Raw genomic sequence first — 14,571 nt, 5'->3', positions numbered from 1 at the left:
CTCCACGCCTACTTGTTCGTCTTGGGCAGGCCGGGCGGGTTGATCTCCGACTTGGCCACGGCCTCGTCGGACAGGCCCCAGCGTTCGAGCACCTTCGCGTACGTGCCGTTCCGGATGACGTGGTTGAGCGCGTCGGCGAGCGGCTTGACCAGGCCGCTGTCCTTCTTCGTGGTGGCCGCGATGAGGCCCTGGAGGGTGGCTCCGGCGCCGGAGTAGGTACCGACGACCTCGGTCTTGCCGGTGGTGGCCGCGTGGTAGGCGGCGGTCGGGTTGGGGCCGAGGTAGAGGTCGATGCGGCCGGACTGGAGGGCGAGGTAGGTGTCGCTGTCGTTCTGGTAGTACTTGATGTCCACCGGTTCGCGGCCGGCCGTCTCGTTCTCCTTGCTCCACTCGATGAGCAGCTTCTCCTGGTTGGTGCCGCTGCCCACGGCGACGGACTTGCCTGCCACGTCCTCGGGCCCGGTGACCGTCAGGCCGCTGCCCTTCTTGGCCTCGAAGCCCAGGTTGTCCTCACGGTAGGGAGCGAAGTCGTACTTCTCCTTGCGCTCCTCGGTGACGGTGATGTTGCTGAAGCCGACGTCGTACTTGCCGCTGTCCAGGCCGACGAAGATGTTCTCCCAGGAGACGGTGTTGAAGTGCGGCTTCAGGCCGAGGACGTCGGCGACCAGGCTGGCGATGTCGGGCTCGACGCCGATGACGGTCTTGTTGTCGGTCGCGTGGAAGGTCAGCGGCGCGGCGGAGCCGGACGAGTCGACGATCTCCAGGGTGCCTCTCCTCCGGATCGTCTCCGGGACCTCGGCGGCGATGGAGCCGACCTTGTCCGTGGTGACGCGGTTCTGGTCCGGGCCGAGGTTGATCTTCGTCGTACCGCCCTTCGCGTCCGCGACCTCCGTCGTGCCGCCGTCCGAGGGGTTGGCGCAGGCGGCCAGGAGGAGGGCCGAGGCGAGTGAGAGCGCGGCTGAGGCGGTTCGGCGGGCGAGGGTGGTGGACACGGTGGTTCTCCTTGCATGGGAAGCGGTGCCGAAGGGGCGCGGGGATGGTCAGAGGACTTTGGAGAGGAAGGCGCGGGTGCGCTCGTGCCGCGGGTCGTCCAGGACGGCCGTGGGCGGCCCCTGTTCCACGACGGCTCCGCCGTCCATGAACACCACGGTGTCGGCGACCTCGCGGGCGAAGCCGATCTCGTGGGTCACGACGATCATGGTGGTTCCGGTACGGGCCAGGTCCTTGATGACGTCGAGGACCTCACCGACCAGTTCCGGGTCGAGCGCGGAGGTGGGCTCGTCGAAGAGCAGCACCTTGGGTTCGAGTGCGAGGGCACGGGCGATGGCCACGCGCTGCTGCTGGCCGCCGGAGAGCTGCCGCGGGTAGGCGCCGGCCTTGTCGGCGAGGCCGACCCGCTCCAGCAGCCGACGGGCCGTCTGCTCCGCCTCCTTGCGCGGACGGCGCAGGGCGGAGAGGGGGGCTTCGACGAGGTTGTCCAGCACGGTCAGATGCGGGAAGAGGTTGAAGTTCTGGAAGACGAATCCGACGTGGGTGCGCTGCTTGAGTACGTCCTTCTCCTTCAGCTCGCGCAGCTTGTCGCCGGAGCGGCGGTAGCCGATCAGCTCGCCGTCGACGCTGATCCAGCCGCGGTTCACCTTCTCCAGCTGGTTGACGGTGCGCAGCAGTGTGGACTTCCCGGAGCCGGACGGGCCGAGAATCACGGTGACCTCGCCGGCGCGGACCTTCAGGTCGACGCCGCGCAGCACTTCCAGCGGGCCGAAGCTCTTGTGGACGCCGTGGACGTCCACCATCACCTGACTCATCGGCTCTCTCCCAGGGGCTTGAGGGGTACGACGGGCTGGTCGCGCCGGGCCGCCGCCGCGCGCAGGTCGCGGACGAGGCCCCGGGCGCGCTGGAGCGGGGTGGGCGGCGGGGTGCGGTCGGCGCCCCGGGCGTAGCGGCGCTCCACGTAGTACTGGGCGACCGACAGCAGGGAGGTCAGTACGACGTACCAGGCGGTGGCGACCAGCAGCAGCGGGATCACCCGTCCGTTGCGGCCGTAGATGACCTGCACTTGGTAGAACAGCTCGCCGATGGACATCACGTAGACCACCGAGGTGCCCTTGAGCAGGCCGATGATCTCGTTGCCGGCGGTGGGCAGGATGGCGCGCATGGCCTGCGGCAGGACGATCCGGCGGATCTGCCGCAGCCGGGGGATGCCCAGTGCCGCGGCGGCTTCCAGCTGCCCGTGGTCGACCGAGACGACACCGCCCCGCACGATCTCGGCGGCATAGGCGGCCTGGTGGAGTGTCAGGCCGATGACGGCGGCGCCGATGGTGCCGATGAGGCTGTTGCTGTCGACGGACCAGAACACCGGCCCGAAGGGGATGCCGACCCCCAACTCCTTGTACAGTGCGCTGAGGTTGAACCAGAACACCAGCTGGACGATCATTGGGATGGACCGGAAGATCCAGATGTAGGTCCAGGCGACGGTCTGCAGCACCGGGCTGCGCGACAGCCGCATGAAGGCCAGCACGGTGCCGAGGAGGAAGCCGAGCACGGTGGCGTAGGCGGTGAGCTGGAGGGTCACCCACACGGCCTGGACGATCGTCTCGGACAGGACGTAGTCGCGGAAGACACCCCACTCCCACACGGGGTTGGTGGCCAGTCCGTGCGCGAACTGGACGGCCGGCACGAGCACGGCTACGGCCGCGGCCCACCGGGCGTAGTGACGGGCGGGTACGACCTTGAGCGAGGCCGGGTCGTCCGGGGCGGGCGGGGCTTTCAGGCGGCCGGTGACCGGGGCGGTCGTGGCGGGCGGCGCGGAGTCGGTGGTGGTGGTTCCCATCACGAGGTCCCTGCTCAACTCTCAAGTGTGCTCGGGCGGGTTGATCCTCGACGCGTCGATCGCCGAGGGGGTGGTGTTCCACTTCCTGAGGATCCGGGCGTATGTGCCGTTCTCGATCAGCTCGTTGACGGCGGCCTGGAACGCCTTGGTGAGCGGGGAGCCCTTCTTGAAGGCGAAGCCGACGTCGAGGCGGTGGTACTCGCCGAGGAAGGCGGTGCCGGCGGCGGGCTGCGCGGCCTGGTAGCGCAGGCCGTTGATGGTGGACATCACGACGTCGATCCGGCCCTGCTGGAGCGCGGTGAGGGTGGCCCCGTTCTCCGAGTAGGCCTTCACGTCGTACGGTCTCTTGCCGGCCTTCGCGCACACGTCCTTGTTCGCGTCGAGGGTGGCCTCGAAGGTGGTCCCCGCGCCGATGCCGACGGTGTGCCCGCACAGCTGGGCCAGGTCGGTGATCCGTTTGCCGAACGCCGTGTTGCCCTTCTTCACCGCGAAGCCCTGGCCGTCGTCGATGTAGGTGACGAAGTCGATGGTCTTCAGGCGCTCGGTGGTGACGCCGAAGTTGCCGGTGCCGAGGTCGTACTTGCCGCTGTCGAGGGCGGGCAGGATCGTCTCGAAGGAGGCGTCGTGGCGCTCCAGCCGGATGCCGAGGACCTTCGCCACGGCATCGGCGATGTCGATGTCCTGGCCCTGCGGCTCCTTGTCCGGACCGTTCGGGTAGTACGCCGACGGCGGTGCTCCGACGGAGCTGCCGACCCGCAGGGTGCCGCCCTCGCGTACGTCGGCGGGCAGCAGCGCGGCGACGGAGTCCACCTGCCGTACGGCGGCGACCGGGTCGTCGGTCGGCGCGGGGGATCCCTGAGCGCCTGCCACCGCCGTGTCGCCGGGGCCACCGGCCCCGCAGGCGGTCAGTGCGGGCAGGGACAGGAGCAGGGCCGCGATCACGGCCGGGCGCAGGCGGCCGCTGATACCGGGGAGTCTCACGGGGAGGTGGCCTTTCCGACGGGTGCGGTGACGGGGAGGTTCTTCTCGAAGGGCAGTGGGCCGATGGTTTCCGGATCGGCGTCCGGGTCGAACAGCGGCGTGTAGCCGGTGGCCAGGTACAGGCCGCGGGCCTCGGGCTGGCGCGGTCCGGTGGTCAGGTAGACGCGCCGATAGCCGCGGGCGTCCGCCTCACGCTCGAGCTCGGCCACGACACGGCGGGCGAGGCCCCGACGCCGGTGGGCGGAGTGCGTCCAGATCCGTTTCAGCTCGGCCGTGGCCGCGTCGTACCGGCGGAACGCCCCGCCCGCGACGGGCTCGCCGCGATCGAGGAGCAGGAGCAGGACACCGCCGTACGCGGCGGTGAACTCCTCGTCCGGATACCGGGCGAGTTCGGCGTGGGCGTCCTTGCCGTACCGGGAGGAGTACTCGTCGCCGAGCTCCCGCAGCAGGGGTCTCACCCGCGGGTCGCAGACCGGGACGTGAACCACCGTCAGTCCAGGGAGGGCCGGGGAGCTCACTCGCCCACCGCCGCCAGGGACCGGGGACCGCGTGCCGCCCGCTCGGCGTCTCGCTTGGCGACCTCGTCACGGACGATCGGGATCACGTACCGGCCGAAGTCGATCGCGTCGCCGAGCAGGTCGTAGCCGCGGGCGGAGAGGATGTCGACGCCGAGGTCGTAGTAGTCCAGCAGGGCCTGCGCGACGGTCTCCGGTGTGCCGACCAGGGCGTTGGAGTTGCCGGCGCCACCGGTCGCGGCGGCGGTCGGGGTCCACAGGGCGCGGTCGTAGCGCTCCCCCGCCTCGGCGATGGCGACGAGGCGCTGCGAGCCGGTGTTCTCCGGTGCGCCGCTGCGGTGGTGCCGGACGAGCCCGGCCTCGCGCCGCTCCCGGATGACGCCGACCGTGCGACGGGCCTTCTCCCAGGCCAGTTCCTCGGTCGGGGCGATGATCGGGCGGAAGGCGACCTGGATGCGCGGCACGTCGACGCGGCCCGCGGCCTTCGCGGCGGCCTTCACCGCCTCGATCTGTTCGGCCGTCCTGTCCAGCGGCTCGCCCCACAGGCAGTAGATGTCGGCCTCGGCGCCTCCGGCGGCGTACGCGGCGGGCGAGGAGCCTCCGAACGAGACGGCGGGGCACGGCTGTTGGACCGGGAAGACGTCACTGACGAAATCGTGGAAGCGGTAGTGCTCGCCCTCGTGGTCGAAGGGCTCATGGGTGGTCCAGATCTTCTTGACGATCCGGATGTACTCGCGGGTGCGGGCGTAGCGCTCGTCCTTGGTGAGGGTGTCGCCCTCGCGGGCCTGCTCGTGGTCGTTGCCGCCGGTGATGAAGTGCACCGTCAGCCGTCCCTCGCTGATCTGGTCGAGGGTGGCGAAGGTCTTCGCGGCGAAGGTGGGGCAGGAGACGTTGGGCCGGTGGGCGAGCAGGATCCGCAGCCGGTCCGTGTGGCTCGCGACGTACGCGGCGGCCGGCGCGGGATCCGGGGAGCCGGAGCCGTAGGCGAACAGCACCCGGTCCCAGCCGTGGTCCTCGTGCGCCCGGGCGAGCCGAAGCGTGTACTCCTTGTCGAATGCGGCGCCGGAGCGGGGGGTGGTTTCGGATCCGTCGTTGGTCGCGGCGATGCCGAGGAACTCCACGGGCATGAAAGGTGCCTTTCGGGTGTTTCCGCACGCAGGCGGGCATGGCTGAACAGCCTCGTGCGAGGACGAATGACGAACCGTCAGTACGACGGGTCAGTGCAGGCGTGATGACGCTGGGCGTCGGAAGAAGCAGTGCTGCGGCAGCGCGCGTTAAAGGAGAACTCGGCCCGCGACGGGGTCACCGAGGGAGGGAAGGGCCGGTCGGACGGCCCGCTGCCGAGTCAGGCGCAACACGCGGCGGACCAAACACGACCGAAGTCGATGTGGTCGCGCGAGACCAAGCGCTGCTGGGCGTTCATGGGCCCAATTGAGCAGTACATCGTTCGTTTCGTCAACCGGGGACCGAATGCCGGACGGGCCTTCCGCCCGGGATTCCGCCTGCTGACACGCGTGGTTGACAGATCGGCACCATGCATACGTACGATCCGAGCGGACGGGCTGCGCCGTGTGCGGCAGCCTCTTCGGCCGCGTTGAGGGACGCGGCGAGCGTGATGACGCCGGCCCGGCCGCACCGTACCCGCGTACGCGTGCCACCGGATGGTCGCCCACGCCACCCCTCCCTCCTCCGGAGCGCCTCCCGATGGTCACCCCTTCCGACGTCACCTCCTCCCCTGCCCTGAAGCCCCCGAAGGCACCCGGACCGTCCGGGGCCGACCTGCCGCGGATCGTGCCGCGCCGGCACGTGGGCCGCTGGCTGACCGCCGCCGGCGCATTGCTGCTCTTCCTGATGGTGCTCAACTCGGTGGTCCGCAACGACGCCTTCCAGTGGGACGTGGTGGGCCGGTACTTCACCACGTCCGCCGTGCTCGACGGGCTGCTGCTGACCCTGTGGCTGACCGGCGTCGTGATGGTGCTCGGCTTCCTGTTCGGCACACTGCTGGCGGTGATGCGGCTGTCCGCCAACCCGGTTCTCCGCACGCTGAGTTGGGGATACGTGTGGATCTTCCGATCCACACCGCTGCTGGTGCAGCTGCTGTTCTGGTTCAACATCGGCGCCCTGTATCCGACGCTCGGCGTCGGCATCCCCTTCGGCCCTCAGTTCGTCACCGTCAAGACGGTGAACCTGCTCGGCCCCACTCTCACCGCCGTCATCGGACTCACCCTGCACGAGACCGCCTACGCCGCCGAGGTGGTGCGCGGCGGCATCCTGTCCGTGGACGCCGGGCAGACCGAGGCCGCCCAGGCCCTCGGCCTCGGCAGATGGCGCACCTTGCGCCGAATCGTCGTACCTCAGGCGATGCGCTCCATCGTGCCGACCGCGGGCAACATGCTGATCGGCACGCTCAAGGGCACGAGCATCGTCAGCGTGCTGGCCGTCCACGACCTGCTGTTCTCCGTGCAGCTGATCTACAACCGGACGTACCAGGTGATCCCGCTGCTGATGGTCGCGACCTTCTGGTACGTCGCGGTCACCTCCGTACTCGGCGCCGGCCAGTACTACGTCGAGCGGTACTACGCCCGCGGCGCCGCGCGGACTCTGCCGCCCACACCGCTCGGGCGGCTGCGCCTGCGCCTCGTCGCACTGCGCGCCCGCCTGTACCGGGTGGCCGCCGCCGACGCCCGCCCCGCTGTCGGCGGTGACCGATGACCGACGACTCCCCCACGGCCGTCCTCGTCGTCGTCGGCGCGGGACCGCGCGCCACCGGACTGCTGGAGCGCATCGCCGCCAACCTTCCCGCAGTGTGGGAACGCGAAAGGAAGTTGCACATCCATCTGGTGGACCCGCATCCGCCCGGCCCGGGCCGGATCTGGCGGCACGAGCAGTCCCCGCTGCTGCGGATGAACTCCATGGCCGAGGACGTCACCATGTTCACCGACGAGACCTCCACCATCGACGGCCCCGTACGGCAGGGCCCCTCACTGGCCGAATGGGCCGCGCAGTTCGCCGACCCGAGAGGCCCGCGCCTTGCGCCGTACACGGAACCCGCGGACCCGGAGGTACTCGCCGAACTGCGCGCCCTGGCCGGGACCGATTTCCCCACCCGCCGGGCCCAGAGCGCCTATCTGGACTGGGTGTTCCGGCGGGCGCTGGCCGACCTGCCGCCGTCGGTCACCGTCGAGTGGCACCGCACCACCGCGACCGCCGTCACCGGCCCGCCGGACGGTCCGCAGCAGGTGCGCCTGGCCGACCGGGCCGAGCCGCTCTCCGCTGACCTGGTGGTCCTGGCCCAGGGCCACCTCGGGTCCGCGCCCGCCCCCGCGCACCGCGCGCACGCGGCCTTCGCCCGCCGCCACGGCCGCTTCCACCTGCCGCCGGACTTCTCCTCCGACGCCGACTTGACGGCCCTGCGGCCCGGCGAGCACGTCGTCCTGCGCGGCTTCGGTCTCGCCTTCGTCGACCTGATGGTGCTGCTCACCGAGGGCCGGGGCGGCGCCTACCGCACCGGGCCGGACGGGTCACTGACCTACCTCCCGTCGGGCCGCGAGCCCGTCCTGCACGTCGGATCGCGGCGCGGGGTGCCGTACCACGCCAAGACCGGCTATCGGCTTCAGGGCCTCAGGCCCCCGCTGCCGCGCCACTTCGGCCCCGATGCGGTCGACCGCCTGCTGGCCGAGGGCCGCCCGCTGGACCTGCGCCGCGACGTGTGGCCACTGATGGCCAAGGAGATCGGCTTCGGTCACTATCACGAGCTGTTCCACGCTCATCCCGGGCGCACGAGTGTGCCCTGGTCGGAGTTCCTCGCCGAGTACGACCGCCTCCACTGGTACTCCGACGCGATGACGGCCCTGGTCGCCAGGGCCGTGCCCGATCCGGAGGACCGCCTGGACTTCGAGGCTCTGGACCACCCGCTGGAGGGCCTGGCCTTCGCCACACCGGACGCCTTCCAGGCACACCTGCGCGACCACATCGCCCAGGACGTCGCCCGTCGCGCGAACCCCGCGCACAGTGCCGACCTGGGCGCGTTCCTCGCCCTGCTCTCCGTCTACGGCCGGCTGCCCCGGCTGGTCGGCGCGGGAAGGCTGTCGGCCCGCTCTGTCGCCGACGGCCTCGACGGCTGGTGGCACGGCTTCTTCAGCTTCCTCGCCTCCGGCCCGCCGGGCTTCCGGCTGCGTCAGCTGCTCGCCCTGTCCCGGGCCGGGCTCGTCCACTTCCTCGGCGCGGACCTGCGCATCGGCACGGACGAGACCACGGGGACCTTCACCGCGACGAGCCCGACCGTGCCCGGCCACACGGTCCACGCCACGGCCCTGATCGAGGCGTACCTGCCGGGCCCGGACCTCGACAACACCCAGGACCCTCTGCTCCGGCACCTGCACCGAACGGGCGAGCTCACCGAGGAGGTCATCGCCGATCCCGCGTACACCCACCGCTCCGGCCGGCTCACCGTGAGCCCGGCGGGCGACCACGTCGTCGACCCCCGCCTCGGCCGCCCGCACCCCCGCCGCATCGCTCTCGGCGCCCCCACCGACAGCCGGGCCGTCGCCGCGTTCGCCCGCCCCCGCACCGACGCGCCTGCCTTCCGGCAGAACGACGCGGTGGCCCGGGCTCTGCTGCGCACCCTCGGCTCCGGCGCGCTTACCGGCCTGTCCAGCGGCGGTCCGGAGCGGCACGAGATCGACGTGAGCGTCAAAGCAGGCGTCCGGCACACGTCCTGAACGGCCGTCGACAGCGGTGCGCGGGCAGTCCGCCACGGGCTCCCCCGCCGTCGGCGACCGCCCGGAAATGGTCAGGCTGCCGGGGAGACGGTCGGCCCTGCGAGCCGACCTGTGTGCCGGCCCCCTCACGGTGCCGGTGCACGGGGCTCACGTCCACTGCGCCGAAGGCGTGCGCACGCTGTTCAGGAAATGGTCCCCGATGGCTCGCAGAGTGGGACCTGAGGAGCCGCGTCTCGCCAGGACCCGGATGTTGCGCCAGAACCGGTCGAGCCCTTCCGCGCCGGCGAGTTCCAGCACTCGTTCCCCGACGAGCAGGGCCGCTCTGAAGGCCACGGTTTCGGCGGCCGCCACCAACGCCGCCGTGTCCGCGTGCCGTTCGGGGTCCAGCTCTCGCCCCGCGCGAAGAGCCCGGGCCATGGCGGCCGACGCCTGGTCGACGACCGCGGACGCGCTGTGCGCGGCGAGGGCGAGCTCCCCGAAAGCCAGCGACACATCGGGGTCCGTGCCGTCCGCCGGGGTGAGGATGTTCCCGCCGACGGCCGCTCGCCGGGTGCGGGACGCCACACGGCTGAGGTCCCTGGCCTCCGCGAGAGCCCCCTCGGCGACGCCGAGGGCGACCTGGGTGAGCATGAGCCGCACCGCGAGCGGGGCGACGGTGGCGAACGGGTCGACGACGTCCTCGTCGTGGGCGGCGGCTCCCAGCACATCGCCCGCGCCGATCGGTACGTCGTCGAAGTGGACGGTGCCCGCGTCGGCGAGTCGCTGGCCGAGCCGGTCGGGCAGCCGGTCGCGGCTGACGCCCGGGTGGCGCGGGTCGACGAGCACCACGAATGCCTCGCCGGTACTGGTACAGACCGCGTCGAGGACGAGCCGGTCGGCCACGCTGACCGCGGTGGCCAGGGACCGCTGTCCGCTCAGGAGAAAACCTCCGTCAACGGGGACGAGGACCGGGACGGTCCCTTCGTCACCGGGAGCGGCGGCCCCGTCCGCACGCGAAGAGCCTGTGTCGCCCGCCCACAGCCACTGCTCCCGTGCGGCGCGGGTCTCCACGTCGACGGCCTGCTCCGGAGGGGCGAAGAACCGGGGGCTCCAGGACAACACGTAGTGACGGCCGAGGAGTTCACCGATCGAACCGTCGGCGGCCGCGATCCCGCGGACGATCGCGCAGGCGTGCTCCCAGTCCGTCCCCCCGCCCGCCGTGCCGGGCGGCGCGAGGACGCCTGGCAGGCCGGACTCGCGCAGCCGCGCCACCTCGTCGTTGGGCGGTTTGCCGGCCCGGTCACGGTCGAGCGCGTCCACGGCGAGGTCGTCCCCGAAGTCACGGGCCACGCGTTGCCAGAAGTCCCCGGGGGCGGCGACGGGGTCCGTCGCGGCCCCGCTCACCGTCGCGTCCTGGACTTGCACGGAACCAGCGTCCACACGGCCACCCACCGTTCCCCATTTTCCCTATCGGATTAGTAGGGATTCATCCTGTGCACGCGGTGGGCCACGAGCAAGGGAGCGTCCATGAACCGGACACAGCCGTCTCGGCTTTCGGATCGGGAGGAAACGCGCTACGGGTTCGTCCAGGCGGCCGGCGCCTCGGCGAGCGCGACGACTCCGGCGGGGAGTTCGCCCGAGACGACCTCGGCGAGGGACACACCGTCCAGGATCTGGCGGACGTTGGCCCGCAGCGCGACCCACAACGGCAGCAGCGACGCGGCGGGGCCGGTGTACGACAGGTCGGGCGGACGCACGCCCTGCACCGACACGAGCGGCCCGTCGACGACGCGGATGACGTCCGCGACAGTGATGGAGTCCGGCGGCCTGGCCAGGCGGTAGCCGCCGTTGGCGCCGCGCTGGCTGAGCACCAGCCCGCCCCGGCGCATGTCGTTGAGGATGCTTTCGAGGAACTTGTGGGGGATCTCCTGGGCGTCCGCGATCGCCTCCGCCTTGAGCGGCCCGGCATCGGGAGCCGCCGCGAGTTGCAGTGCGGCCCGCACCGCGTAATCCGCCCTGGCCGAGATCCGCATGGCGGCATTATCCCGTACGCCGCCCCGCACCGCCCGGCTGGTCCTTGCGCGGAGCCGCGGGCGACCTGCCGCACCGGACCGAAGCCTTCGCCGGGACCTGAGCGCGCTACGGCGGCTTGCGGAGAATTCCCCGCCGCTCGGGCGAATCGTCGGCTGAGTCAGTGGCCGACGGGACGCCGGGGCAGCGGGGACGAGTACACGACGCTGGTCGTGACGGAGCCGAGGCCGCCGATTCGGCCGGAGACTTCTTCCAGGTGGCGCATGGAACGCGCGGCGACCTTGACGATGAAGCAGTCGTCGCCCGTGACGTGATGGGCTTCCAGGATCTCCGGCATCGCCTCGACCAGGTCATGGAAGGGCTTGTAGTTGCTGTTCGGGTAGCGCAGCCGCACGAACGCCATGATCGTCAGCCCGACCTTGTCCGGGTCCACGACCGCCGCGTAGCCGCTGATGACCCCCGACTCCTCCAGCCGGCGCACGCGCTCGGTGACCGCGCTCGCCGACATGGAGACGGCGCGTGCGAGGTCGGTGAAGCTGGCCCGGCCGTCGCGCTGGAGAACGTCGAGGATGCGCCAGTCGATGGCGTCCAGGGAAATCACGGTCATTCCCGAGGAGTAACACGGATTCCCCGGCCATGGCAATCAGAGGCCGTGGAAGATGCCTTCAGGATGCCGGTTCCGGTCCGTAGATTCGAGGGCGTAGGCAGCAGCAGCCGGGCCGTGTCGCCCGGCATCAGGAAAGGCCCCGTTTCATGACCATGACCGTCCCGAACCCCGTCCTGCGCGTCGCCCCCGCGGCGCCCGCCGAGGCCGCCGCCCACTTCCGAGCCTCGCTGCGCTTCCACGCCGACGTGTCCGACGTCGCCGCCGCGCTCACGGCCGGCGGCGACCCGGGATTCGTGGTTCTCGACTCCCGTTCCACCGAATCCTGGGACCAGGGACACGTCCCCGGCGCGGTCCACCTGCCTACCGCGCTCATCCCCGAGCGGGCCGCGGACTTGCTCGACAAGTCGGTGCCCGTCGTCACCTACTGCTGGGGACCCGGCTGCAACGGCGCCACCCGTGCCGCCCTCGCCCTCGCCGAACTCGGCTACCAGGTCAAGGAGATGCTCGGCGGATTCGAGTACTGGGTGCGCGAGGGCTTCGCCTACGGGACTTGGCAGGGCCAGGAGCGCCGCGACGCCGACCCCCTGACCGCCCCGGTCACGGGCACCTGCGGCTGCTGACCCCGCCTCGACGGCGACGCGAAGGGCCGTTCGGCTCCAACCCGTCCCGGAACAGACGGTGAGGGGGCCGGCCCAGAGCGCGGCGGTAGCGCAACTTGTTGAGGGAGGCCCCACCCGTGGTGTCTTCCACGACTGCGCCGTCCGCGTGCCAGCCGGCAGCTTCGTAGAAGCGCCGGGCGCGTTCGTTGTCCTCCAGGACCCACAAGGTCGCTTGCGTGTAGCCGGCCTTTCCGAAGGCCGTCAACGTGGCCGACATCAACTGCTTCCCGATCCCCGTTCCCCAGACTTCGGGCAGCGCGTAGAGCATGCCGATTTCCGCGACGGCGGGGTTCTCCTCGGACGGGCCGAAACCTGCGAATCCGACGATTCCCGCCTCGGTCTCGGCTACGAGCACTCCTGACGACGGCCACCGTGCCTGCGCGATGCGCGTCTTCCACTTGGGCTCTTCGCGGCTTGGTGCCATGGCGTCGAGATGGACCTGGGGCACCAGGCCGGCGAACGCCGCCTGCCAGGAGCGCACGTGGACACCAGCGACCCCCGCTGCGTCGTCAGGGCATGCCCGTCGAGTCTGCATGGCCGTCATTCTTCAAGTCCCCACAAGCCGGGCCAAGCTCTTTTCCCGGCGGCGATGACGAGCGCTCGCCGGTCGTCTCCCATAGGCCGTCGAGGGGGCGGGCGCGTCCGGGGACCGTCCCCGGTGCCGAGAGCCGGGCATCGGCAGCGCCCCACCCGCTGGTGCACGGCCTGGCCCGGTCCGGGCACGACACAGGTACATGCGGCGCATTCCGCGTGCACCTGCGCTCGGTCGAGGAGCGACTCGGCCCGGAGGAGGTGGTCGAGGCGCTGCTCGGTTCGGCGGAGGTGCTCCGTCCCGGGGTGGACGAGGAGGAACCGGTCGCCGCCGACGGATGCCCCGCACCTGCGTGACCGCGTGGTCGTCACGCCACGGGCGAGGCGCCCATGTGCCCGAGTCCGGTGAACGCGACGGTCCTGCTCACCCGGCCGACTGCGCGGTGGTGCCGGGGCCGGCGAGGCCCAGTTCGCGGTCGCCGAGCGGGACGAAGAAGCGGTCCACGTCGGCGTCGGTCACCTCGGCGAGGGTCCCGGGGGACCAGCGCGGGTCGCGGTCCTTGTCGATGACCTGGGCGCGGATGCCCTCCGCCAGGTCGGGGCTGCTCAGGGCGGCGCAGGAGACGCGGTACTCCTGGTCGAGGACCGGTTCCAGCGATCCGAGACGGCGGGCGCGGCGCACGGCGGCCAGGGTGACCTTCAGGGCGGTCGGTGACCTGGTGAGCAGGGTTTCGGCCGCCTCCTTGGCGGCGGGCTCGCCGTGGTCGAACAGCCGGCTCAGGATGTCCTCGACCGTCCCGGCGGCATAGCAGCGGTCGGTCCATTCCCTCTGCGCCTCCAACTCCCCTTGCGGCAGCGGTCGGGCATGGCGCGCCAGCACCTCCCGTACGGGCGTGCCGGCGAGGTCGTCGACGAGGGCCGGCAGGGCCGCCGACGGCACGTAGTGGTCGGCGAGCCCGCAGAGCACGGCGTCGCCGGCGCCGATCTGCGCACCGGTCAGCGCGAGATGGGTGCCCAGTTCCCCCGGGGCGAGGGCCAGCAGATGGGTACCGCCGACGTCGGGGACGAAGCCGATGCCGGTCTCCGGCATCGCGATCCGCGAGCGCTCGGTGACGATCCGGACGCCGCCGTGCGCGGAGACGCCGACGCCGCCTCCCATCACGATGCCGTCCATGACGGCGACGTACGGCTTCGGGTAGCGGGCGATACGGGCGTTGAGGCGGTACTCGTCGCGCCAGAAGGCGGCCGAGGCGGTGCCGTCCCCGTCACGGACGTCGTCGTGGATGGCGCGGATGTCACCGCCCGCGCACAGGCCGCGCTCCCCCGCGCCGGTGACGACGACGGTCTCCACGGCCGCGTCGTGCTCCCAGGCCGTCAGTGCCTCGTCGATGCGGCGCACCATCTCGTGGGTGAGGGCGTTCAGGGCCTTCGGCCGGTTGAGGGTGATGTGGGCGGCCCGTCCGTCGGTGTGGAACAGGACGGGTTCCTCGGCGGCGGACATCAGAACGCCTCCGTCAGGCCGCGGGCCACGCTGACACGCATGATCTCGTTGGTTCCTTCCAGGTTCCGCTGGACGCACAGGTCACTTCCGCTGGACGCACAGGTCACGGACGATCCTCTCAAGGCCGTACTCGCCGAGGTAGCCGTAGCCCCCCGTTCAGTTGGAGCGCCCGGCCGGCGACGGAGTACCCGGTGCCGGTCCGCGGTCCTGGAGCCT

General features: G+C 71.4%; 15 protein-coding genes and 1 pseudogene. 4 read left to right on the top strand and 12 right to left on the bottom strand.

Features of this window, described 5'->3' with window-relative positions:
- Positions 1 to 8 precede the first annotated feature (8 nt).
- Genes ACWC91_RS08130 through ACWC91_RS08105 form a run of 6 tightly spaced genes read right to left on the bottom strand, consistent with a single transcriptional unit; the run spans position 9 to position 5,453 of the window.
- Complete coding sequence (locus tag ACWC91_RS08130; protein WP_450642514.1) at positions 9 to 992, bottom strand: ABC transporter substrate-binding protein; 984 nt, start codon at positions 990 to 992, stop codon at positions 9 to 11.
- A 48-nt stretch (positions 993 to 1,040) separates the two neighbouring features.
- A complete protein-coding gene (locus tag ACWC91_RS08125) occupies positions 1,041 to 1,805 on the bottom strand; it encodes an amino acid ABC transporter ATP-binding protein (protein WP_281154021.1) in 765 nt (254 codons plus the stop codon).
- A complete protein-coding gene (locus ACWC91_RS08120; protein ID WP_450642530.1) occupies positions 1,802 to 2,830 on the bottom strand; it encodes an amino acid ABC transporter permease in 1,029 nt (342 codons plus the stop codon). Before ACWC91_RS08120 ends, ACWC91_RS08125 begins: the two co-directional genes overlap by 4 nt.
- Before the next feature lie 21 nt (positions 2,831 to 2,851).
- Positions 2,852 to 3,811, bottom strand: a complete 960-nt coding sequence (locus ACWC91_RS08115) for an ABC transporter substrate-binding protein (RefSeq protein ID WP_376500038.1) — start codon at positions 3,809 to 3,811, stop codon at positions 2,852 to 2,854.
- Complete coding sequence (locus ACWC91_RS08110; RefSeq protein WP_376500036.1) at positions 3,808 to 4,329, bottom strand: GNAT family N-acetyltransferase; 522 nt, start codon at positions 4,327 to 4,329, stop codon at positions 3,808 to 3,810. Before ACWC91_RS08110 ends, ACWC91_RS08115 begins: the two co-directional genes overlap by 4 nt.
- The gene (locus ACWC91_RS08105) at positions 4,326 to 5,453 is read right to left on the bottom strand and encodes an LLM class flavin-dependent oxidoreductase (RefSeq protein WP_225080045.1); all 1,128 of its coding nucleotides are present in this window, start codon (positions 5,451 to 5,453) and stop codon (positions 4,326 to 4,328) included. Before ACWC91_RS08105 ends, ACWC91_RS08110 begins: the two co-directional genes overlap by 4 nt.
- 577 nt (positions 5,454 to 6,030) lie before the next feature.
- On the opposite strand from ACWC91_RS08105, the gene ACWC91_RS08100 reads away from it, so the two are divergent.
- Both ACWC91_RS08100 and ACWC91_RS08095 read left to right on the top strand, forming a co-directional pair.
- Positions 6,031 to 7,038 carry an amino acid ABC transporter permease gene (locus ACWC91_RS08100; protein WP_225080046.1) on the top strand — a complete coding sequence of 336 codons (1,008 nt, stop codon included), beginning with the start codon at positions 6,031 to 6,033 and terminating at the stop codon, positions 7,036 to 7,038.
- Complete coding sequence (locus tag ACWC91_RS08095; RefSeq protein ID WP_450642518.1) at positions 7,035 to 9,047, top strand: FAD/NAD(P)-binding protein; 2,013 nt, start codon at positions 7,035 to 7,037, stop codon at positions 9,045 to 9,047. Before ACWC91_RS08100 ends, ACWC91_RS08095 begins: the two co-directional genes overlap by 4 nt.
- Positions 9,048 to 9,194: 147 nt before the next feature.
- On the opposite strand, the gene ACWC91_RS08090 is transcribed toward ACWC91_RS08095, so the two are convergent.
- From ACWC91_RS08090 to ACWC91_RS08080, 3 genes are all read right to left on the bottom strand, one after another.
- On the bottom strand, positions 9,195 to 10,451 hold the full coding sequence (locus ACWC91_RS08090) for an acyl-CoA dehydrogenase family protein (RefSeq protein WP_376500030.1): 1,257 nt from the start codon (positions 10,449 to 10,451) through the stop codon (positions 9,195 to 9,197).
- A 149-nt stretch (positions 10,452 to 10,600) separates the two neighbouring features.
- Positions 10,601 to 11,059: an RrF2 family transcriptional regulator gene (locus tag ACWC91_RS08085; protein WP_225080049.1), complete on the bottom strand. Its 459-nt coding sequence runs from the start codon at positions 11,057 to 11,059 to the stop codon at positions 10,601 to 10,603.
- A 158-nt stretch (positions 11,060 to 11,217) separates the two neighbouring features.
- Positions 11,218 to 11,664 (bottom strand): Lrp/AsnC family transcriptional regulator, encoded by a 447-nt coding sequence (locus tag ACWC91_RS08080; protein WP_450642520.1) that lies wholly within the window; start codon positions 11,662 to 11,664, stop codon positions 11,218 to 11,220.
- 146 nt (positions 11,665 to 11,810) lie between these two features.
- Here ACWC91_RS08080 and ACWC91_RS08075 point away from each other — a divergent pair, with 146 nt between their 5' ends.
- Complete coding sequence (locus tag ACWC91_RS08075) at positions 11,811 to 12,284, top strand: rhodanese-like domain-containing protein (protein WP_225080051.1); 474 nt, start codon at positions 11,811 to 11,813, stop codon at positions 12,282 to 12,284.
- Here ACWC91_RS08075 and ACWC91_RS08070 read toward each other — a convergent pair.
- On the bottom strand, positions 12,262 to 12,804 hold the full coding sequence (locus ACWC91_RS08070) for a GNAT family N-acetyltransferase (protein WP_374114081.1): 543 nt from the start codon (positions 12,802 to 12,804) through the stop codon (positions 12,262 to 12,264). The genes ACWC91_RS08075 and ACWC91_RS08070 overlap by 23 nt on opposite strands.
- A 269-nt stretch (positions 12,805 to 13,073) precedes the next feature.
- On the opposite strand from ACWC91_RS08070, the gene ACWC91_RS08065 reads away from it, so the two are divergent.
- Positions 13,074 to 13,211 (top strand): hypothetical protein, encoded by a 138-nt coding sequence (locus tag ACWC91_RS08065; RefSeq protein ID WP_450642521.1) that lies wholly within the window; start codon positions 13,074 to 13,076, stop codon positions 13,209 to 13,211.
- 67 nt (positions 13,212 to 13,278) lie between these two features.
- Here the strand turns inward: ACWC91_RS08065 and ACWC91_RS08060 are convergent, their stop codons facing one another.
- Positions 13,279 to 14,355: an enoyl-CoA hydratase/isomerase family protein gene (locus ACWC91_RS08060; protein ID WP_450642522.1), complete on the bottom strand. Its 1,077-nt coding sequence runs from the start codon at positions 14,353 to 14,355 to the stop codon at positions 13,279 to 13,281.
- Positions 14,355 to 14,554, bottom strand: a pseudogene (locus ACWC91_RS08055) (acyl-CoA dehydrogenase family protein); the annotation flags it as partial. The pseudogene ACWC91_RS08055 and the gene ACWC91_RS08060, both read right to left, overlap by 1 nt.
- Positions 14,555 to 14,571 lie beyond the last annotated feature (17 nt).

It is taken from the genome of Streptomyces sp. NPDC001204 (assembly GCF_053598035.1).
Note: the sequence above shows the minus strand (reverse complement) of the source record. Positions and strands in the feature narration are given on the sequence as shown.